This window comes from Nocardia sp. NPDC056100 (assembly GCF_042266325.1).
Taxonomy (GTDB): domain Bacteria; phylum Actinomycetota; class Actinomycetes; order Mycobacteriales; family Mycobacteriaceae; genus Nocardia.
This window is the reverse complement of sequence record NZ_JBHJVY010000005.1, coordinates 296,160-317,478: the sequence shown is the minus strand read 5'-3', so window position 1 is coordinate 317,478 and position 21,319 is coordinate 296,160. Positions and strand designations below refer to the sequence as shown.

Here is a 21,319-nt window from a genome sequence, read left to right as displayed (position 1 = left end):
ATCGGCCCGGGGTGACCCGGACAGTCACACGATATGCCGAATCCGCCGTGTCTGAGTCAGTTTCCCATAAGGTTGGGACATCTCCCTATACTCCTGCGCCGCAATACCTTCCCGGCGGTCTCGTTTCGTCACGTAACAGAAATCGCGCCACCGCGATTGACACTCATCCGGTTTGCCGGATCGGTGACGACGCGAGGGAATCCGCATCATGAGCTCACACACCATCCTGATACTGCCTGTTCTGGCCCTTTCGGCCTTCGGAGTGGGAGTGTGGCTCGGTATTCGCTCGTGCGCGGGTGACGGGGATCGGCGCAGACGCCGGGACGAGGAACCAGCTAACGTTCAGGTTCATGAGCACGCATTCCAGCCGCACCGTGGTGGTCACCGGCGCATCGTCCGGTATCGGTAAAGCGACCGCCGCGGCCTTCACGGCCAATGGCGACAAGGTGATCGGCACCAGCCGCAATCCGGACACGATCGCGGTGGCCGATCGGGTGCCCGGGGTGGACTATCGGGCGCTCGACCTCACCGACGCCGAATCCATCGCGGCCTTCGTCACCGCGCTGGGCACGGTCGACGTGCTGATCAACAATGCCGGGGAGAGTCAGGCCGGACCGCTGGCCGAACTCCCGGCCGCCGCGATCGAGCGTCTGTTCCAGCTCAATGTGCTGGGTCCGGTCGCACTGACCCAGGCGGTGCTGCCCGGTATGCGCGAACGCGGTTACGGCCGCATCGTCATGGTCGGCTCCATGCTGGGCAGTTTCCCCATGCCCTACCGCTCCTCCTACGCCGCCACCAAGGCCGCGCTGCGCGGTTTCGCCACCGCCGCCCGCTTCGAGGAATCCCCGTTCGGGGTGTGGATCACCACCCTGGAACCGGGCCAGATCGATACCGGCCTGAGCGAGCGCCGCACCAAGTACATCGACGAAGGTTCGCCCCACACAGCCGATTTCGCCCGTTTCATGGCCAAGATGGACGAGAAGATGGGGCAGGGCATCACCCCGGAACGGGTGGCGACAACCATCCTCGGCGCGGTCGCGTCGGACCGCCCGAAACCGCTCTACGCCGTCGGTTCCAATGCCCCGGTCATGTTCGCGCTCCGCCGCCTGCTGCCGCGCACGGTGATGGAGCGCATGATCGCCGCCTCCTACGGCCTGAAGCGCTAACGCCCCGGGCGCTATCCGGCCGGGCAGTGCGAGCGATGCGGTCCCGGATCAGTGCGGGCGAACAGCCGCAGAATGACCTCACCGAGCAGATTGGAGAGATTGTCGATCTGCTGTTCGACCGCTCGCTTCGCCTCCGGCGTCGGGGCCAGCAGCAGCTGTTCGCCACCGCGCCAGGCGTATTCGCGCCAGATCTGAATCGCCTGGCCGAAGGCGATCGCGGTGAGCGGCTCCATCTCATAGGGCGCCGCCATCGCCGGATCGACCGCGCCGTAGAGAGCGGCGAGTTCGGCCACGGTTCCCTCCTCGGCCGCCGCGAGCAATTCATTGATCTTCTCGTGGTCGGGCTTGTAGGAGGTGCCGTCGGGCGCGGTGACGCCCATATCGGCGATGACGATCGGCAGATCATGGGTGATGTGCGCGTTGTAGGCGACCGCCACATTGCCGAACACCGTGAGCGAATGATCGTCGGAGGCACGGAAATTCTGCTTCCACGACTCCGGCACCAGATCCGGCCGGCCGTTCACGTAATAGTTGTCGATGGCGTCGAAGTAGTGGTGCGCGTAGGTGGTCGACCAATCGTTGACATGTGCCGGATGCTCGAATCCCCCACGCTCGCGCGCGATTTCCCGCTCACCCTTGGTGGTGTGCAGATAGCTCAGCAGCAGCGGCGCGTTGTCATCGCAGTCGGCCTTCATCACCGTGGCCCGCGATTCCATCTCGGCGATGGTGTCGTCGATGCATTGATCCGACCCACTCGGGCACACACCCCGGGCCGGGGTATGCGGAACCGGCGCGGGCGGCAACTGATACGTCCACGGGACGTACGGCCCGCGCTCCGGAAACAGCTGCCGCGAGATCTGCAGCAGCCCCTGCATGGGCGGCAGCCCGGCCACCCCGAGCACCAGGCGTGAGCCGAGCGAATCATCGATCTGCGGTGGTTCCGCCGCTGCGGGAGCGGCGACGAAAGCCCCTGTCACACAGGCTATCGACAGCGCGAATGCCATTGGAGCACGCAGAAACGCCAAATCATTCTCCCGAGGACGACGACTTGAACAGACCGGGCTACACGCCGGGCGAGCCTACGTCAGGAATCCGATAGCGCACCGCTATTGCCGGTGCGCTCGGGGTGTCGTTCGTATCGCGGGTGGAATGGGTTCGGCTGCGGTCAGGTGAGTTTCAGGTCGCGGCCGATGATTTCGCGCATGATTTCCGAGGTGCCGCCGTATACGCGGGTGACGCGGGCGTCGGCCGCGGCGCGGGCGATCGGGTATTCGCGCATATAGCCGTTGCCACCGAACAGTTGTTGGCAGCGGTCCAGGCAGCGGAATTCCATTTCCGAGGCCCAGAGTTTGGCTTTGGCGGCATCGGCCGGGGTGAGCCGGGCGGCATTGAGCTCCAGGACGCATTTATCGATGAACGCCTCGGCGACCGAGATCTCGGTGGCGACGTCGGCGAGCACGAATTTGGTGTTCTGGAACGCGCCGATGGATTGCCCGAAAGCTGTTCGGCCGGAAACGTATTCGACGGTGGTACGCAGGGCGGCGCGGGCGCGCGCCAGGCAGGCGACGGCGATCTGCATGCGCTCCTGGGGCAGGTTCCGCATCAGGTATTCGAAGCCGCGACCCGGTTCACCGAGCAAATTCTCCTTCGGGACGCGCACATCGGTGAAGTTCAACTCGGCGGTGTCCTGCGAGTGCAGACCGAGTTTGTCGAGATTGCGGCCGCGCTCGAAGCCGGGCATACCGCGTTCGATGACCAGCAGGGTGAGACCGCGATGGCGATCGGGGGACGTGCGGACCGCGGTGATGACCAGATCGGCGTTGATGCCATTGGTGATGAAAGTCTTCGCGCCGTTCACCAGGAAGTGATCGCCCATATCCACCGCGCCGGTGCGAATGCCCGCGACATCGGATCCGGCACCGGGTTCGGTCATGCCGATGGCGGCGATCGAGGTGCCCGCCACGAAGCCGGGCACCCAGCGCTCACGTTGTGCGGCGGTGGTGAGCCCGGTCAGATACGGCGTGCAGATATCGTTGTGCAGCGCGAAATTCAGGCCGACGCCCGCGCAGTCGGCATCCATGAATTCCTCGATGAGGATTTGATTGAAGCGGAAGTCCGCGACGCCGAGGCCGCCGTATTCGCGGGGTGCGGCGAATCCGATCAGGCCGAGTTCTCCGGCGCGGGCGAAGACCTCGCGGGGCACGATGCCCGCGTCCTCCCACTCCAGATAGTGCGGCGCAACCTCTTTGCGCACGAAACCGCGGGCCAGTTCGGCGAATGCGCGGTGATCGTCCTCATAGTGACCTCGTTCCATCACTCCATGGTCGGGCCGAGATGCCCTGCTGGACCAGAGAATCGCGGCCACACCGGCGAGATCCGTTGCGGCCGTGGTGTTGCGCTATCGGTTGCCAGAGCGATGATCTTGGTGAACAATCGGCGATCAATTCTGGACCGCTCGGGGCGGGAACAGCAAAATGTGGGAGCGGGAACGAATGGCGGCGCGAGTCAGTCTGTGTTTTCTGGTGGAGGAGCAGTACCGCCGGGACGGCATGCCGCGCAGCGTGATTCACCAACTGCGAGCCTGGGGTCATCGGGTGGACGTGGTGCGGCCCGGCGGTGAGCTGCTGGATCTGAATACGCTGGTCGAACGCGGGCACCATGACGCGTGGGTGCTCAAGACCGTCTCCGGCGGACCGGGACTGGGACTGCTCGAGGCCGCCGCGGCCTCCGGGCTCACCACCATCAATGACGCGAGATCCATTCGGGGCGTGCGGGATAAGGCCCGCGCCGCGGCCCTGGCCGCGGCGCACGGCCTGCCCGTGCCCACCACCTGGGCGGCGGCCCGGCCGCGCGATCTGGCGCGGATTCCGGCCGCACGCTTCCCGCTGGTGGTCAAACCCGCCGACGGCAGCTCCGGGCGCGATGTGCGCGTGGTGGAGCGACCCGAACATCTGGCCGCCATCGACCGCGCCGATCAGGGCCTGCTCATCGCGCAGCCGTTCGTCCCCAATTCCGGTGTGGATCTGAAGGTTTACTGCGTGGGCGGGCAGGTGTACGGCACCGAGCGCGTGTCACCGCTGCGCACCGGCGGCCGCAAGGCACCCGATCGCGCGGTGACCCTGGAACCCGAGATCGCCGATATCGCGGCGCGAGTAGGCGAGGTGTTCGGCCTGGATCTGTACGGTCTCGATATCGTGCGCGGCCCGGACGGCCCGATCGTGGTGGATGTCAATGACTTTCCCAGCTTCGGTCAGATGCCGCAGGCGGTGCCGACCGTGGCCCGCGCCATCGTGGACCTGGCGCGCGGCGGTTCGGCCTGGCGCTTCGAACCGCGAATGCGCGAAACCCGTTTCGCCGAACCGCTCGCGGTGGGGGTGCGGTGATGCGCATCGGACTGCTGACCGGCGATCCGGGTCATCCGCTGCTGGCCGAGACCACCGCGCTGCTCATCGCGCGCGGCCATCGCATCGAACATCTCGCGCCGGAAACCCCTGTGCCACCGGCGAATCCGGCGGACATCTACCTGCTCAAGGCCCGTACCCCCGCGGCTCTGCGATTGGCGCGGGCACTGGAGGATCGCGGTGTGCCGGTGCTGAATTCGGCGGCGAGCACCGAATTCTGCCAGGATCGGGCGTTCATGGCGCGGCGGGCAGTGGAGGCCGGATTCCCGTTCGCCGCGACCACCGTGCTGCCCAATCCACGTCATCTCGGTGATTTCGAGCGACCGCTGGTGATCAAGAGCAGGCATAGCCGCCGCGGTGATCTCGTCACCCGGGTGGCCGATGCCGAGGAACTGCGCGCGGTGACGCAGCGCTGGCCGGATGAGCCGATCGTGGTGCAGGACTTCACCCCCGGCACCGGCTGGGATCACAAACTCTGGGTGATCGACGATCAGGTCTTCGCCGCTTTGCGGCAATCGGAGTTCGCACCCGAACCGCGGCTGCCGGACCGGGCGTCCCGGATTCCGCATCCGTGGGCCGATCTGGCGCTGGCGGTCGGAGAGGTATTCGGGCTCGATATCTACGGTGTCGACATGCTCGAGGTGCACGGTTCACCGGTGATCATCGACGTCAACGCCTTCCCGGGTATGCGCGGTCGCGCGGGTGCGCCCGAAGCGCTGGCCGCTCGTGTGCTCGACCCGGCCCCCGCGCGCCGATTGCTCACTCCCGCAGGTATTTCCGCCGGATAATCCTCACTTCGCGGGTGGGTTCTTCAATAGATAGTCGGCGGCGGCGCGGCCCACCGCGTACGCGTTGTCCAGGCCCAGCTGGAACCCCGCGGTGGAGTGGTCGATGTGATCGACGACCGACTGCCCCGGATACGGCTGGTCGAAATTGCTCACGGTGCGCAGTGAGAGGTACCGGTCGAGATAACCGTGCGCTTTGAGCGCGGTGGCGGTGGCATTGTCTTCCATCTGGGTGGTGCAGTAATCGCCCTGCCCCTTGGTGCGCAGGCCCATGATGTAGCGGGCGGTATCCGAGAGCGGTTTACCGGAGTAGAAATCGTCACCGGTCATGGTGTCGCACTTCATGACCGAGGGCTTGCGACCTTCCTGACCGGGGTACATGGCGCGTTCGGCGGTCGCCTCCGGGCTATCGGCGAGGGTCGCCTCGCGGGTGGCGTCGTAGACCTTGTCCACCAGCGCGGTGTCGAGGTCATAGGCGGCGGTGTTGTAGTCCTCCACCGGACGAAAGCCGTATGGGACGCCGGGTGCTTCGGCCGGATCCAGGTGATTGCCGAGATCGAAATCGACCACGCGCCGTGCCCAGACGGCGGAGCCGAGGGTGCCCCGGTCCGGCGGGGTGCCCGCGATACCCGCGGTGAGGAAATACGCCCGGTCGAAATTGAATTTATCGCTGCCGAGGATGGCCATCATGGTGGTGGCGGCATTGGCCTTGCCCTGTCCGGTTTCGGCCACGCACAGGTGATCGTTATTGCAGCGCACCGGTTTGTACGCGCCCGCGACCTCGACGGTGGTCGGCAGCTGTTCGCGTTGCAGCCAGACCGCGTTCTCGGGATCGAACATGGTGATGACCAGCACGCCGACATCGATCCGGTCCGCGTCCCGGTCCGATCCGCTCGAACAACCCGTCAGCGCGACCGCGCCGAGGGCGGTCACTCCGAGAACAGCGGCAAACTTCCGGCGACGAGAGGTCATGCCGTCAGACTATGCGACAGACCGACCAGTCCAGATTCCCGCGACACACGGTGGGAGCGTGGAATTCTCGGCCCCGGGATGATTACCCGGGGCCGAGATCCCTGCGTACCGCCTACTCGCTCACCGCGAGTACCGTGCCCGCCGCGACGGTCCGGCTACCCTCGCGGATCGCGAAGCCGAGACCGGGTTCCAGCGGAACCGGACGACCCAGGGTCACCGACATCTCGACGGTGTCGCCCGGATGCGCACGGCCGTCCGGCAGCACCACATCGCCCACCACGTCACCGGTGCGCAGATAGAACTGCGGCCGGTAACCGCTCACGATGGACGTGCGCCGCCCGCCCTGCGCCGCGCTGAGCAGCTGCACCCGGGCGGTGAACCCGGTGTGCACGGCAATGCTGCCCGGCGCCGCGACCACCTGACCGCGACTGACCTGACCGCGTTGCACACCGCGCAGCAGCAGCGCCACATTGTCGCCCGCCTCCGCCGATTCCATTGTCCGGCCGAAGGTTTCGACACCGGTGACGATGGACTCAAGGCCCTCGCCATAGCCCAGCACCGCCACCCGGTCGCCCATGCGCACCCGGCCGCGTTCGATGGCCCCGGTCACGACGGTGCCGCGACCGGTAATGGTGAGCACGTTCTCCACCGGCATCAGGAACGGCGCGTCGGTGTAGCGCACCGGCATCGGGATGTACTCGTCGATCGCCGCGAGCAGCCGCAGCAGCGCGGCCGACCACTCCGGATCACCCTGCAGCGCGAGCAATCCCGAAACCGGCACCACGGGCAGTCCGTCGCCGTCGTAACCGTTAGCGGACAACAGTTCCCGCACCTCGAGCTCGACCAGCTCCAGCAGCTCGCCGTCACCGGCGTCGGCCTTGTTCAGCGCCACCACGATGTGCTCGACGCCGACCTGCCGGGCCAGCAGCACATGCTCGGCGGTCTGCGGCATGACGCCGTCCAGCGCCGATACCACCAGGATCGCACCGTCGAGCTGGGCCGCCCCCGTGATCATATTCTTCACGAAGTCGGCGTGCCCCGGCATATCGACGTGCGCGTAATGCCGTGTGGCCGTTTCGTATTCGACGTGCGCGATATTGATGGTGATACCGCGCGCGATCTCCTCCGGCGCGCGATCGATGCGATCGAACGGTATGTAGGAGCCGCCGCCCTGTTCGGCCAGCACCTTGGTGATGGCGGCGGTCAGGGTGGTCTTGCCGTGGTCGACATGACCCATGGTGCCGATGTTCAGATGCGGCTTGGTGCGCACGAAGGCCTGCTTGGCCATGATGAATTCTCCGTCTGGGAGCCGTGATTACAGGGACCTCATGAGGAAGCGGACCTTCCCCGTCTGAGGTCCCGGGACGTCCCGGAGAAGGTCAGCTTCGTGCGCCGCCGAATGCCGCGACAACCTGCGCAGCGCTCGGCGCACCCGCGACTGCGGATGCGACGGCGATGGGGTACGCGAACATGGGGATCACCATGCCCGATGAGCGGATAAGCGCGCCACTGGTTTTCGCGCGGGCTTCGGGCCGGGTGACGCGGATTACCGGACTAGCTCGTCCAGGCCAGCAATTTGTCCACCGGCCAGGTGTTGATGATCCGCTCGGCGGGCACGCCGTTGTCCAGTGCGCGCTGTGCCCCGTAGCCGAGGAAATCGAGTTGTCCGGGGGCGTGCGCATCGGTGTCGATGGAGAAGTCGCAGCCGATGTCCAGGGCGAGCTTCAGCAGCCGGGTGGGCGGGTCGCGGCGTTCGGGCCGGGAGTTGATCTCCACGGCGGTGCCGTAATCGCGGCAGGCGGTGAAGACCGCTTCGGCGTCGAACGCCGATTCCGGGCGGGTGCCGCGATTGCCCTCGACCAGCCTGCCGGTGCAGTGCCCGAGGATATCGGCCTGACCACCGGATACCGCGCGCACCATGCGCCTGGTCATGGCGGCGGATTCCATCTTGAGCTTGGAGTGCACGCTGGCGACCACGATATCGAGGCGATCCAGCAGTTCGGGCTCCTGATCGAGGGAGCCGTCATCGAGGATGTCGACCTCGATACCGGTGAGAATGCGCATGGGCGCGAACTGTTCGCGCAGTTCGTCGATGACATCGAGTTGCCGCCGCAGCCGGTCGGGTGAGAGACCGTTGGCCACCGTCAGCCGGGGCGAATGATCGGTGAGCGCACAGTATTCATGCCCCAAAGCCTGTGCGGCAGCCATCATTTCGGCGATCGGGGCGACGCCGTCGGACCAGTTCGAGTGCAGGTGCAGATCGCCTTTGAGGGCCGCCCGCAGCTCGCCGCCGCCCAGGTCCTTCGCCGCCGATCGCAGCTTCACCAGCGCATCGGGCTCCCGGCCCGCCCAGGCCTGCGCGATCACGGCCGCGGTCTTCGGTCCGATTCCCGGCAACGATTGCCAATCGTTCGCTTTGCCCAGCTGTTCGCGCCGCTCGGCATCGAGTCCCTCGATGATGTCGGCGGCATTGCGGTAGGCCATCACGCGCCGGGTGTCCTCGCGGGCGCGGTCCTTGTAGAAGGCGATCTGGCGCAGGGCTACGACAGGATCCATACCTCCAGTGTGCGCGCTCAGCTCGACAGCACTCCGGACAATCCGGGTGCGAGCACCGAACCCAGCGCCGACCAGGGGATGGTGATGTCGAACGGTCCCAGCGCGGCGGGACCAGCCTGACCCATCTGGAAGTAGACGTGCATGCCCGCGGGGGTCGCGGTCCAGGTCTTGAAATGGTCGCGGGTGGGCGTGACGCCCTTGGCATCGAAATACGTGCCCGCCCGCGATTGCGGACCGAGCGTCTCGGCCTGGGTCGAGAGCACCCGCAAACCCGCCTGTTCATCGGTGAACAGATCCTGGAGCTCCAGGGCCTTACCGGTGTCGATATCGGTGACGTGCGTTGCCAATTCGGTCCACGGATGCGCGCCGCCGCCGTCCACGCTGATCCAGAGCAGGCCGCTGACCACGTGATCGCCGATATGGTCGAGCTTGCTGAGCTTGTTCGGATCGGTGAGGGATTTGGCGGCGGAGAAGTACTGATCGATGCGAGCCTGCAACAGGGCATGCATGCCGGTATTGAATTCCGTTGCGGCCGGACCGGTTCCGCCCGACACCTGCGGGAGGGTGACGTCGAAGGTCATCGAGCCCCGGTAACCGGTCACCTGAGCCTGGGCGGGGGTCAGCACGGTGGTGGCGCGGGGCGGTATGGAATCCGCCGGTTGTCCGGTGCTGACCGAACTGCCGACCGGGCCGGTGGTCGGATGGGCGGTGGTCGTATCGTCTCGGCATGCCGCCAAGCTCGCGGTCAGCGCCGCGATCGCCACTATGGTTGCGGTCCTGCCGCGCATGGTCCCTCCCCGTGGTCGGTGCACCGCCGGTGGCCGGTGCTCGTAAGCAGGATCGCGATAGCGGCTCGGAACGAATCACCGAACCGCGAATGCCTCGATATTCCATCGTGGGAGGAGCGGATCGATGCTGGCAGGCCGCTGATCGGTTGCCGGGGTTTCCCTCTAGACTCCCCCGAACGGGGAGGTCGGTTTGTTGAAGTTCGCACTCCTGGGTGAGGTCCGCGCCTGGCGCGCGGACACGCCCTTGGACTTGGGTCCGCCACAGCGGCGGGCCGTGCTGGTGGCACTGCTGCTGCGCGAGGGCAAGGCGGTGACGGCCGCCGAACTCGTCGAGGGCATCTGGGGCGAGGATCCGGTGCCGCGCGCGGTTTCCGCGCTGCGCACCCACGTGGCCAAACTGCGCCGGGAACTGGAGCCCGAGCGCATCACCCGCGCCCCGGCCGCCATGTTGATCTCCATCGGCGACGGGTACGCGCTGCGGATTCCGGACGGCCGCACCGATATCGGCGATGTGCGCGAACGCGTCGAGACGGCCGCGCAACTGCGCGATGACGATCCGTCCGCCGCCCGGGAAATCCTGCTCGACGCGCTCGGCCGATGGCAGGGCGCGGCCCTGGGCGCACTGCCCGGACCGTACGCCGAACGCCAGCGCGCCCGGCTCGAACAGTGGCGGCTCACCATTCTCGAGGATCGGCTCGCCCTCGATATCGATACCGGGTACAGCGCCGAGGCGGTCGCCGAACTCGGACCGCTCATCGTGGAACATCCACTGCGCGAACGCTTCCGGGCACTGCTCATGACCGCGCTCTATCACAGCGGACGGCAGGCCGAGGCGCTGCAGGAGTACGCCCGCGCCCGGCACGCGCTGGTCGAGGGCATCGGGGTGGAACCCGGACCGGAACTGAGCGCGGTACACGCCCGCATTCTGCGCGCCGAACTGCCGCCGGTGCGCCGCCCAGGACGGGACCGCACCCCGGCCCAATTGCCGCCTGACATAGCCGATTTCACCGGTCGCTCCCGGGTGGCCGATGAGATCGCCGCACAGCTCGGCGGTGATGCGGGCGCGGTGGTCATCTCCGCGGTCGGCGGTATGGGCGGGGTCGGAAAGACCACGCTCGCACTGCATGTCGCGCATCGGGTGCGGGATCGCTTCCCGGGCGGGCAACTGTACGTGAACCTGCGCGGTGTGGATGAGGAGCCCACCGCGCCCGGTGACGCGCTGGGCGGATTCCTGCGCGCGCTCGGCGTCGCGGAGAGCGATATCCCCCCGGCCGTCGACGATCGGGCCGCGCAATTCCGGACCATGCTGTCCGACAGGCGAATTCTGCTGGTGCTGGACAATGCCCGGGACAGCGCGCAGGTGCGCCAGCTGCTGCCCGGCACCCCGGGCACGGCGGTGCTCATCACCAGCCGCTCCACCCTCACCGAACTCCCGGCCGTGCGCCGAACCCGCCTCGATGTGCTCGAACCCGCCGAGGCGATGACCCTGCTCACCCGCATTCTGGGCGCGGAACGCATTGCCGCCGAACCCGCCGCCGCGCACGCGGTGATCACGCTGTGCGCCTGCCTGCCGCTGGCGGTGCGCATTGTCGGCGCGCGATTGGCGGTGCGCCCGCGCTGGACCATCGCCTCCATGGCGACCCGGCTCGCCGATGGGAATCAGCGCCTCGATGTGCTGCGGACCGGTGAACTCACCCTCGACGCCGCCTTCCGGCTCGGCTACGGACAGCTGAATCCGGAGCAGGCCAGGGCTTTTCGCACACTCGCCCGCGCCGACGTCCCGGATCTGCCCACCGAGGCCGCGGCCGCCGTCCTGGGTGTCTCCATCGCACAGGGCGAATACCTGTGCGAGGCACTGGTGGATCTGAGCCTGCTCGAGACCACCGCGCCCGGGCGGTATCACTTCCACGATCTGCTGCGCCTGTTCGCCCGTAGCCAGCCCGGTGAAGACGAGGCACAGGTACTGGCGCGACTGCTGGACTACTACCTGGCCAGTGCCAAGAACCTGCTCAGCGCCATCGACTACAGCAACACCACCCGGCTGCTGGTCCCCACCACCGTGCCCGGGCACGCCTGCACCGGCGGCGCGGACGGCCAGCGCTGGAACGATATCGAGCGGCCGGTGATCATCGCCCTGCATCGGCAGGCCGCCCGCCTGGGCGGGCCGGGGGTCGCCCTGGCCGCCGATCTGGCCTGGGTTATGGCCGAGGTGATGGACGGCGGCACCGGTGCGCGCGAAGTGGCCGATGCGCTGAAAGCGCTGCTGCACACCGCGACCCAGGAGGGTGACAGCGGCAGCGTGCGCCGCTTGCGCACCGCGCTCGGGGCCATCATGCAGGTCGGGCTGGGCGAGGTGCAGGCGAGTCTCGAGTTCCTGCAAGCCATTTCACCGCCGGTCGACGATGCGGGCCGCCGCCTGCAGGTGCTCGCCGAACTGCTGCTCGGCATCGCGGACCGGCGACTCGGCAATACCAAGGACTCGCATCGGCACTACGCCAATGCGGTGGCGCTCACCCGCGCGCTGGGCGATCGCTCCATGGAGGCGTGGATTCTGGCCCTCGCCACCCGCACGCTCTGCGAATCCGGACAGTACGACGAGGCCGTCGCGGTCGCCGAACGGGCCATCGAGATGGCGCGCGAATGCTCCAATTTCGTCGCCCTGGGCTGGGCGCATCACGAATTGGCCGCCACGCGTTCACTACTCGGCCTGCACGACGACGCGCTACGCCTGGGCGAGGAGGCGGTGCGCATCGCCCAGCGGAACGGCGTCCGGCTCTGGGAGGGCTGGGCGCGCACCCGGCTCGCCCAGACTCATCTGCGGGCGGGACGCACCTGCGCCGCGGAGGCCGAATCCGCCCGGGCCCTGGCGCTGCTCAGCATGGCCGCCGATCCCATCGATCGCGCCCGGGCCCTGGCGCTGCACGCGGCCGCGGTGGCCGAACGCGGCGATACCGCCACCGCCGCACGCGAACTCCGCGACGCCACCGAGGCATTCCGGCGCGCGGGTCTGCCCCCACCCACGCTGACCACGCTGTTCTCCCCCAATCCCGGATAATAGCGAACGTTCATTCTCTTTTCATCGCGGACTGGCACTGTCATTTCGCGGCCGCACCAGTGGGCGACAGATCACCGGTGTGGCCGCACAACACAGTCATGTTCGCGCGTGGGTACGAGGGGTTCACACGCGCGCTACATGCATGTCCGGGTCCGGGGGCCGCCGGCGTCGCCTAGTATTGCCCGCAGTTTCGCCACGAGTTAGCTCTGCGCTTCACACAGCTTTTGCTCTGCGCTTCACACAGCACTGCACCTGTTGTCCGTGATCGGCGATGAAGGCGGGCCTGTTGGGCATTCTGCGAGAACACAAAATGCTGATTTCCAATGTCGCGCTGGTGGGCTGCCTGCTGGCCGGATCGAGCTATCTGCTGTTCGATATCGCCCGGGTGCGACCGGGCGGAAGTTACAGCGTCACTGTGCAATTGGATAAATCCGGCGGGGTCCAGGCGGGCAATGACGTCACCTGGCGGGGTTACCGGGTGGGCACCGTGAAATCGGTGTCGATCATCGATAACGGGGCCCAGGTGGAAGCGGTCGCCGAAATCGAGGACAAGTACCGGATTCCGGCCGATACGGCCATCCACGTGGGCGCGCTGTCCGGGGCGGGTGAGCAGTACATCGACTTCCGGCCGAACACCGATCACGCACCGTTTCTGAAGGACGGGCAGGTGATCACCTTCGATCCGCTGCGGATCAGCACGCCGGTGCCGATCTGGGAGACCCTCGCGAACTCCAATGATCTACTCGCGCAGATCGATCCGAACAAGATGAACACCATTCTGACCGAACTGGACACCGCACTCAGCGGCGGACAGGATCAGCTGCGACACCTGATCGAGGGCATCAGCATCGCCACCACGGGCCTGGACAATCTGCTGCCGCAGACGACGAGCCTCATCACCAATCTGCGGTCCATAGCAAGCACCTCGACGCACGCGCAGCCGGATCTGGGCACGCTGACCCGCAATTCGCGGCTGCTGTTCGATCAGGTCAATGCCGCCAATGCCGAGCTGCGGCAGATTCTCGATCGCGCGCCCGAACAGCTGGCCGTGCTGGACGGCATCCTGGATCGCAATCAGGATCCGATTCAGAGCCTGGCGACCAATATGACCGCGGTGGTGCACGCGGCGCTGCTGCGGACGCCCGCGTTGCGCGCGCTGTTTCCGGCGCTGGTGATCGGCACCTCCGCCATGGGCGTGCCCGCGCACGACAACGAGTTCTACACCATTGTCGATATCTGGCCGCGGCCGTGGTGCAACTACACGACGAAAATGACACCGCAGTACGTGGTGCAGGACGACACGCTGTTCCGTTGGACCTACTGCGTCAATCCGCCACCGGAACAGCAGATTCGCGGCTCCTCCAATGCCCCGCGACCGGACATTCCGAACAATGGTGCGTATATGCCCACCGGGGCCGATCCGAATGAGCGCACGCTGCCACCGGTTCGGTGAATTTCCGGCATGGCGGGCGCGTGTCGGCGCGCGACCCGCGAGTTCATCCCGCGAATCCCGGTACGGACCGCGCAGAATGATCAATTGCACGAGACGAATAGAGATGTCCCTTCGCCCTGGCAGGCGAGTACACCGGGCGGCGGGCGAGGCTAGAGAGGTCAGATGACTCGATGATGAGCAAGTGTTCCCTCGGCTCGGCAATGCGATCCCTCGTCTTCGCGGGCGTGGCCGCCGGTTTGGCGGCCGCACCGGCGCAGGCCGAACCGCTGTGGCCCGGCGGCCCGGACGTGCCGGGTGCTCCGGCGATCATTCCTACCCAGCCGGTCACCGCGCCCTGCTCCGCTCAGGCCCGGGCCTGCCTGCGGCTGGGGACCAATGAGGCGTGGCTGATGGACAATGGCAAGGTGATTTACGGGCCGACGCCGATTTCGCACGGTATGCCCGGATTCGAAACGCCGCCGGGATTCTTCCACGTGGACTTCAAGCGGCCGTTCCATTGGAGCACCCTGCATCAGGCGCCGATGGAGTACGCCATCTTCTTCAACGGTGATATCGCGTTCCATATCGGCCCGGTGGACAAGAAGTCGCACGGGTGCATTCGCATGACGCCCGATGGGGCCAAGCAGTTCTTCAACTACCTCAATCCCGGTGACGCGGTCGAGGTCGTGCCGTAAATCGAGCTGACCCGACGAAAAATCCCCGCCCCCTTCCGTATTCGCGGAAGGGGGCGTCGTTTTACCGAGGTTATGCCGCGCAGTTGTGGAAGGCCGCCACGGCCCAGTCGCCGTCCTTGCGGACCAGTACCCAGGTCGCGAATTCCCAGCGCTGCGGTTCGGTCTGATCGGCGAGTTGAACTCCGCTGCGGCTGTTCACGATCGCGGTGTCCGGGGCCGGAAAGCGCACCGACAGCAGCTCATCGCGGACAGACGAATCGCGCAGCGGTCCGCTGAACATGGCGGCGAAGCGGGCGCGGACGGATTCCCGGCCGTCGGTGCGCGAACCCGTGACGATCGAGGTGGCGTCCTCGAGATAGTCGGCCACGAAGGCGTCGGCGTCATTGGCGGCCCAGGCGCGATAGACGCCGTCGATGACCTCGAGTACGGCGGCCCGGTCGGTGGCCTGTACGGCGGTGTCGTTCATGGTGATCCTCCTGTTTTCGCCGCGCGGTCGGCGGCTCACGAGTACCTACCGGCGGTGTGCCGGGATGTCATCGGTGTGGCGTAGAAAAGGTGGGTGGCCGATGAATTCAGCACCCGGACCGACCCCTACCGGCGGGAATTGCTGGCGCACTGCTATCGCATGCTCGGCTCGGTGCACGATGCCGAGGATCTGGTGCAGGAGACGCTGCTGCGCGCGTGGCGGGCGCGCGACAGCTATGACGAGAGTCGCGCGTCCATGCGCACGTGGCTGTATCGGATCGCCACCAACGCCTGCCTGACCGCGCTGGAACAGCGGACACGGCGGCCGTTGCCCGCCGGGCTGGGCGGGCCGCCGGGGGACGATCCGCGCGAGACGCTGGTGCACGGCGGGGAAGTGCCGTGGCTGCAACCGATTCCCGATGCGCTCGTCGGCGATCCGGCCGAAGTCGCGGCGGCGCGCGGCAGTCTGCGCTTGGCGCTGGTGGCGGCCATGCAGCAGTTGCCCGCACGGCAGCGCGCCGCACTGGTGCTGCGCGAGGCGCTGGACTGGCCCGTCGGGCAGATCGCGCAGGCGCTGGACATGACTCCTGCGGCGGTCAACAGCGCACTACAGCGGGCGCGAAAGACATTGTCCGCCAGCGGTGTTCACGAGGACGATATCGCCGAACCGGATGCCCAGCGTGCCGTGGTGGACCGCTATGTCGACGCGTTCCGCAAGGCGGATCTGACCGCCCTGGAGAAACTGCTCGCCGACGATGTGATCATGGAAATGCCGCCCATGCTCAATTGGTTCCGCGGCCGCGCGCACTACACCGAATTCCTGGCACAGGTCTTCGAATGGAACGGCACCGATTGGCGCATGCTGCCCCTGGCCGCCAACGGCCAGCCCGCCATCGCCGCCTACGTCCGCGCCCCCGAGGGCCACTACGCCCTGCACACCCTCCAAATATTCACCCTCACAGGCGATTCCATCACCCGCCTCACCGTCTACCAAGACGCGGAGATCTTCACCCTCTTCGAACTCCCCGCCACCCTACCCGAGTAGCCCGTGCTCATGCGCGAACGCGGCCGCCTCGGTACGCGAAGCCACCCCCAGCTTCGTGAGAATCCGCGAAACATGCACCCCCGCCGTATTCGCGCTGATGAACAACTCCCCCGCCACCCCTCGATTGCTCAACCCCTTCGCCACCAGCCGCAACACCTCGAGCTCCCGCGCGGTGAGCCCGAAGGTGCGCGAACCGCCGCTCTCCCGCACCTTCGGCGAGTCACCGCCACTCCCGTCGATCGAAATCCGCGCCCGCGTCGCCACTCGCCCGGCGGCGGCGATCAGCGGCTCCGCCGACAGCCCACCGGCCAACTCGACCACCCGCCCCAGCGCGCCTGCCGCCGCTTCCCGATCCCCCTGTACCGCAAGCAATTCCGCGAGCTCGAGCAGGCTCTCCGCCTCCTCGAAGGGTTGCTCGAGTCCCCGCCACGCCCGCACGGCGAGATCCCAACCGGCCGCGGTTCCGGCCCGCCACGCACGGAACACCCCACGATGCGCGATATCCACCGGCGACGTGCAAGACAACGAATCCCCCAGTGCCAGCATCCCTTCCACTACAACCTCGCTACGCGCGCCCTCGATTTCGGAGTGCGCGACGCGGCGCCGGGCCGCCAGCGCCAGAACCGGCCAGGCATCGTGCGGATGCGCCTCGAGTATGGCGATCACATCACCGAGCGACCACACTTCCGCCAGCGCGCTGTCCACCCCGACCCAATCGCCCACCTGAATCGCGATCGAACCGATCAGCAGCTGGCGCTGGAGCCGATACGGAATCGCCCATCGTCCGTCGCCGAGCAGCTCACCCGCCTGCCCCGCATATGATCGCGCGGCATCGGTATCTCCTTGTCCCAGCGCGATTTTCCCGTAGCTCACCAGCAGTGCCGCCCGGCTCAACGGCGGCAACCGCTCGAACTCGGCCTCATCCACCACCGCCCGTGCTTCCGCCCAGCTACCCAGTGCGGTCAACGCCTGCACCCACTTCACCAGCAGAATCGGCGCACTCTCAGCGAACCTGAAACTCTGCTGCGCCGCCCGCAACCCCACCCGCACAGTCGAAATCGCGGCCCGATACTCCCCCGCCGCCAACAACACCGCGGACTCCCACGTCACCACATCCAGCAGCACCAGCGGATCGCCCGCCGCTCTCGCTGCCGCCCTGGCCGATTCGAAGTGCCTCAGCGCAGCCTCATGACTTGAATCAGCCGCGGTGCTGCCGACGGCTATCAGGCCGAGGTAGGCGTGGGAGCGGGCGACCAGGGCTGGGGCGCTGAGGGATTCGGCGAGGGAGAGGGCTGTGTCGGCAGCGGGGGCGGCCGCGTCGGGATCGCCGGCGAAGACGGTGGTGAGGGCGAATTGGGCGAGCGCCTCGCCGTGTTCGAGGGTGGAAGGGGTGGACGGGAGCAGTGACAGGGCTCGGGTGAGGTCGTCGCCGGGGCCCGCGCCGGTGGATCCGCGCAGGAAGGCTCGGCGGAGGTGCAGGTGTGCGGCTCGGACGGGGTCGGCGGATGGGTCGATGAGGTCCAGGGCGGCGGTGGCGGCGGCGATGCCGCGATCGATCGCGCCGGAGGCTACGGCGCATTCGGTGAGTTGTTCCAGAACAGCGAGTTTCGAGACGCCGAGTAACTCGTCCGGGTTCGAGACTCGATCCCGGAGAGCGACGACCTGTTCCAGGTATGCGAAGCGTTCGGGACCGGAGACGCTTTCCGATGTCCCGGTGGCGGCCGACCAATAGGCACCTAGAGCGACGGTGAAGTCTCCGGCTGCGGCGGCATGGTGGGCCAGTTCGGCAGCGTTTCCCGAATGGGAAGTGTTGGCGCGCAGCACATCCGCCAGGCGGGAGTGGAGTTGGGTGCGTTCGCCGGGGAGTAGATCGTTGTAGACGGCTTGGCGGATCAGGATGTGGCGGAATTCGTAGCCGGTGTCGGTGGTGAGTAGGAGTTGCCGGGTCACCAGTTCGCGCAGGGCCGCGTGCAGGGCGTCCGAGGGGAGGTCTACGGCTTCAGCCAGCAGGTCGTGGCGGATGGGGGAACCGATGGCGGCGGCGATGCGCAGGAGGGCATGGGCGGGCGGGGTGAGGCCGCGCTGGAAGCCGAGGAGGAGGTCGGCCAGGTCGGCGGGGATCTGGTCGGGGGCCTGCCCCAGGGCTTCGACGAACAGGGGGTTGCCGCCGCTGCGTTCGAAAACCATTGTGATCAAGGCGGGTTCGGGTTCGCGCGCGAGTAGTGCGGCGAGTTGGCGGCCGACCTCGTGCCGGGTCAGCGGGGCGAGGTCGAGGGTGCGCACGCCGGGATCGCGGCGTAGTTCGGCGATCAGTTCGCGCAGGGGGCCGGAATCGCCGGGGCGGTAGCTGCCGATGAGCAGCACATCACCGTCGGCCAGGTTGGCGACCAGGAAGGTGAGCAGTTCGCGGCTCGCGGCATCGGCCCAGTGCAGATCCTCCAGGATCAGCACCGTCTGCCGGGTCATGGCCAATTGCTCTATGACGGTGAGGATCTCACCGAACAGCCGAATCCGATCCGGCTCCGGGGCCGCGGTGCCGGTATGCACCGCCAGTCGCGGCAGCCAGTTCGCCAGAGCAGGTTGGGGTGGCAGCAGTGCCGCCATCTCCGCGACCCCGAGTTCGCGCAGCAACCTGCGCATGACAGCCAGGAAGGGCGCGAAAGCCACACCGTCGGAACCGAATTCGGGGCAACGGCCCGACAGCACCAGGGTTCCACGGTCCAATCGCCGGGTGAATTCGCCGATGAGCCGGGATTTGCCGATCCCGGCCTCACCCGCGATCAGCACGGCATGGGTCGCACCACCGACCGCGTCGAGCAGCGCCGACAGCTCGCCGCCGCGGCCGATGAGGGCACTGCTGACCGGAAGATTCACCACCGGCTCGATCATGCCGGGTGCGCGGTAAAGAGCCCAGCGCGGGCGGTAAATAACGAATTCTCATGATGTGGGGCGGGGGTCGTTACCGGAAGTATTTATGTCATGAGCAGCGAGAACACCGCCATCCGCCCCTTCACCATCGATATCGCGCAGACCGATCTGGACGACCTGCGCACCCGCCTCACCCGGACCCGCTGGATCGATGACACCCCGGGCACCGGCTGGGAGCGCGGTGTGCCGACCGCGTATCTGCGCGAGCTGACCGCCTACTGGGCCGAGAAATTCGATTGGCGCGCAATCGAATCCCGCCTGAACGCGCAGCCGCAGTTCACCACCGTCATCGACGGCCAGCGGCTGCACTTCCTGCATGTGCGCTCGACGCGGCAGGATGCCACTCCCCTGCTGCTGGTGCACGGCTGGCCCGGCACCGCCGCGGACTTCCTGGACCTGATCGGCCCGCTGACCGATCCGGCCGCACACGGCGATCCCGAGGCCCCGGCCTTCCACCTGGTGATCCCGACCCTGCCCGGCCACGGTTTCTCCGGTCCGATCACCGAAACCGGTTGGCATGACGGCAAAGTCGCCGGTGCGCTGGCCGAACTCATGACCCGGCTCGGCTACGACCGCTACGGCGTCCAGGGCGGTGACCACGGCGCGTTCGTCGCCCCGCGATTGGCGCGTGAGCATGCCGATCACGTCCTCGGCGTGCATGTGAACGCGCTGGTCACCTTTCCGACCGGCGATCCGGCCGATATGGCCGCGCTCACCGACGCCGAGCGGCGGCGTCTCGCGGCCATGAAGGACTTCCAGGACAACGGCTCGGCCTACATGCAGCTCGCCGGTTCCCGCCCGCACACCCTGGCCCAGCTGCTCGCGGATTCCCCGGTGGCGCAGCTGGCCTGGATCGTGGAGAAGTATCGGGAGTGGACCGACGCCACCCACGAGTTGCCCGAGCAGGCCATCGACCTGGACCAGATCCTGACCACGGTCACCATCTACTGGCTCACCGATACCGCCCGCAGCGTCGCCGATTACTACTACGAGCGTTTCCACGACCGCACCATGTTCGCGCCCAAGCCCAAGGGCACGGTGCCCACCGGTGTCGCGGTCTTCACCACCGCCGATTTCGCCATTCGAGCCTTCGCGGAGAAGGCGCACAACATCACGCACTGGTCGGAGTTCTACTCCGGCGGCCACTTCCCGGCCCTCGAGGTCCCCGACCTGCTGGTCGGCGATATTCGCGAATTCTTCGCCACGCTGGAGCACTGATCCCGAAACCCGGAAGCCCCGCACCCGAGTGGTGCGGGGCTTCCGGCGTGAGCCACACTCGCCTATCGCGGCGTCAGGAAGCTTTCCAGGGTCCGGCGGATCTTATCGGCGGCGGTCGGATCATCCAGGCGCAGTGCGGTATTGGCGGACCGGAGGACGGCGTCGATTTGGAAGGCCGCGAGATCGGTGTCCAGCGGGGCGATCTCGCCCGCTTCGACCGCCCTGCCGAGCTCATAGGAGAGCAGGCCGACCCATTCGCCTTGATTACGCACGAGCGCATCGCGAACCGGACCCGGACGACTGTCGAATTCGCTCAGGTTGGCGGCCTGGAAGCAGCCGCCCGCGAAGACCGGTGTCACGGCGTAATCGATCCAGCGTTCGATGAGTTCCCGAAGCCGGGCCGCGCCATGGGGTTTGATGCGGGCGGGCTGGGTGATCTCGGCGATGAAGCGGTCCCGCGCGTAGTCGACGGTGGCCAGTTGCAGCAATTCCTTGGTGCGGAACAGGGTTTGGATGCCCGCCTTACTGAGACCGGAATCGGTGGCTAGGCGGCCGAAGCTCAGACTCTCCAGATTTTCCAGCGAGGCGATATCGACGGCGCGGGCCAGCACCACCTGCCGGGTCCGGGCCCCGCGCAGCAGTCTTTTGTCGGTGATAGCACCGGTGGCGGCCGAACTTTCCATACGGTCGATCGTACTCCTCAGCCCGTTCTACCGGCCCGAACGCCGACGTTTCATCATGATGCGCTTGCCTGCGCGAGGTGACCGCCATTACAGTTACGCACCAGTAGGAACGCGAGCGTTCCCTGAAAAG

Annotated in this window: 17 protein-coding genes; 8 read left to right on the top strand and 9 right to left on the bottom strand. The window is 67.1% G+C overall.

Annotation, left to right across the window (positions count from 1 at the left end; translation table 11 throughout):
- Positions 1-350 precede the first annotated feature (350 nt).
- Positions 351-1,166 (top strand): SDR family oxidoreductase, encoded by an 816-nt coding sequence (locus tag ACFC0O_RS38050; protein WP_375966882.1) that lies wholly within the window; start codon positions 351-353, stop codon positions 1,164-1,166.
- 11 nt (positions 1,167-1,177) lie between these two features.
- Here the strand turns inward: ACFC0O_RS38050 and ACFC0O_RS38045 are convergent, their stop codons facing one another.
- Together ACFC0O_RS38045 and ACFC0O_RS38040 are read right to left on the bottom strand one after the other, a co-directional pair.
- Positions 1,178-2,143 carry a DUF5995 family protein gene (locus tag ACFC0O_RS38045; protein WP_375966881.1) on the bottom strand — a complete coding sequence of 322 codons (966 nt, stop codon included), beginning with the start codon at positions 2,141-2,143 and terminating at the stop codon, positions 1,178-1,180.
- Between the two features lie 188 nt (positions 2,144-2,331).
- Entirely contained in the window at positions 2,332-3,480 is a 1,149-nt protein-coding gene (locus ACFC0O_RS38040) for an acyl-CoA dehydrogenase family protein (protein WP_375966880.1), read from the bottom strand.
- 178 nt (positions 3,481-3,658) lie between these two features.
- On the opposite strand from ACFC0O_RS38040, the gene ACFC0O_RS38035 reads away from it, so the two are divergent.
- A complete protein-coding gene (locus ACFC0O_RS38035; protein WP_375966878.1) occupies positions 3,659-4,549 on the top strand; it encodes a RimK family alpha-L-glutamate ligase in 891 nt (296 codons plus the stop codon).
- Positions 4,549-5,355: a RimK family alpha-L-glutamate ligase gene (locus ACFC0O_RS38030; protein WP_375966876.1), complete on the top strand. Its 807-nt coding sequence runs from the start codon at positions 4,549-4,551 to the stop codon at positions 5,353-5,355. Before ACFC0O_RS38035 ends, ACFC0O_RS38030 begins: the two co-directional genes overlap by 1 nt.
- Positions 5,356-5,358: 3 nt before the next feature.
- On the opposite strand, the gene ACFC0O_RS38025 is transcribed toward ACFC0O_RS38030, so the two are convergent.
- The 4 genes from ACFC0O_RS38025 to ACFC0O_RS38010 all read right to left on the bottom strand — a co-directional run bounded on the left by ACFC0O_RS38025 (position 5,359) and on the right by ACFC0O_RS38010 (position 9,668).
- Positions 5,359-6,324, bottom strand: a complete 966-nt coding sequence (locus ACFC0O_RS38025) for a purine nucleoside permease (RefSeq protein WP_375966874.1) — start codon at positions 6,322-6,324, stop codon at positions 5,359-5,361.
- A 112-nt stretch (positions 6,325-6,436) separates the two neighbouring features.
- The gene (gene tuf, locus ACFC0O_RS38020; protein ID WP_364633301.1) at positions 6,437-7,612 is read right to left on the bottom strand and encodes an elongation factor Tu; all 1,176 of its coding nucleotides are present in this window, start codon (positions 7,610-7,612) and stop codon (positions 6,437-6,439) included.
- A 266-nt stretch (positions 7,613-7,878) separates the two neighbouring features.
- Entirely contained in the window at positions 7,879-8,880 is a 1,002-nt protein-coding gene (locus ACFC0O_RS38015; protein WP_375966872.1) for a PHP domain-containing protein, read from the bottom strand.
- Positions 8,881-8,897: 17 nt separating this feature from the next.
- On the bottom strand, positions 8,898-9,668 hold the full coding sequence (locus ACFC0O_RS38010; protein ID WP_375966871.1) for an RsiV family protein: 771 nt from the start codon (positions 9,666-9,668) through the stop codon (positions 8,898-8,900).
- A gap of 193 nt (positions 9,669-9,861) precedes the next feature.
- Between ACFC0O_RS38010 and ACFC0O_RS38005 the strand changes: the two genes are divergently transcribed.
- The 3 genes from ACFC0O_RS38005 (at position 9,862) to ACFC0O_RS37995 (ending at position 14,850) form a co-directional block, all read left to right on the top strand.
- Positions 9,862-12,723 carry a BTAD domain-containing putative transcriptional regulator gene (locus ACFC0O_RS38005; protein WP_375966870.1) on the top strand — a complete coding sequence of 954 codons (2,862 nt, stop codon included), beginning with the start codon at positions 9,862-9,864 and terminating at the stop codon, positions 12,721-12,723.
- Positions 12,724-13,033: 310 nt separating this feature from the next.
- Positions 13,034-14,176: an MlaD family protein gene (locus ACFC0O_RS38000; RefSeq protein ID WP_375966869.1), complete on the top strand. Its 1,143-nt coding sequence runs from the start codon at positions 13,034-13,036 to the stop codon at positions 14,174-14,176.
- Positions 14,177-14,346: 170 nt separating this feature from the next.
- Entirely contained in the window at positions 14,347-14,850 is a 504-nt protein-coding gene (locus ACFC0O_RS37995; RefSeq protein WP_375966867.1) for a L,D-transpeptidase, read from the top strand.
- Positions 14,851-14,920: 70 nt separating this feature from the next.
- Here the strand turns inward: ACFC0O_RS37995 and ACFC0O_RS37990 are convergent, their stop codons facing one another.
- On the bottom strand, positions 14,921-15,316 hold the full coding sequence (locus tag ACFC0O_RS37990) for an SgcJ/EcaC family oxidoreductase (protein ID WP_375966865.1): 396 nt from the start codon (positions 15,314-15,316) through the stop codon (positions 14,921-14,923).
- Between the two features lie 93 nt (positions 15,317-15,409).
- On the opposite strand from ACFC0O_RS37990, the gene ACFC0O_RS37985 reads away from it, so the two are divergent.
- Complete coding sequence (locus ACFC0O_RS37985; protein WP_375966863.1) at positions 15,410-16,360, top strand: sigma-70 family RNA polymerase sigma factor; 951 nt, start codon at positions 15,410-15,412, stop codon at positions 16,358-16,360.
- On the opposite strand, the gene ACFC0O_RS37980 is transcribed toward ACFC0O_RS37985, so the two are convergent.
- Positions 16,349-19,237 (bottom strand): AAA family ATPase, encoded by a 2,889-nt coding sequence (locus ACFC0O_RS37980; protein ID WP_375966861.1) that lies wholly within the window; start codon positions 19,235-19,237, stop codon positions 16,349-16,351. The genes ACFC0O_RS37985 and ACFC0O_RS37980 overlap by 12 nt on opposite strands.
- Positions 19,238-19,339: 102 nt before the next feature.
- Between ACFC0O_RS37980 and ACFC0O_RS37975 the strand changes: the two genes are divergently transcribed.
- Positions 19,340-20,506: an epoxide hydrolase family protein gene (locus ACFC0O_RS37975; protein ID WP_375966859.1), complete on the top strand. Its 1,167-nt coding sequence runs from the start codon at positions 19,340-19,342 to the stop codon at positions 20,504-20,506.
- Between the two features lie 62 nt (positions 20,507-20,568).
- On the opposite strand, the gene ACFC0O_RS37970 is transcribed toward ACFC0O_RS37975, so the two are convergent.
- Positions 20,569-21,189, bottom strand: coding sequence for a TetR/AcrR family transcriptional regulator (locus ACFC0O_RS37970; protein WP_375966857.1), 621 nt, complete (start codon positions 21,187-21,189; stop codon positions 20,569-20,571).
- Positions 21,190-21,319 lie beyond the last annotated feature (130 nt).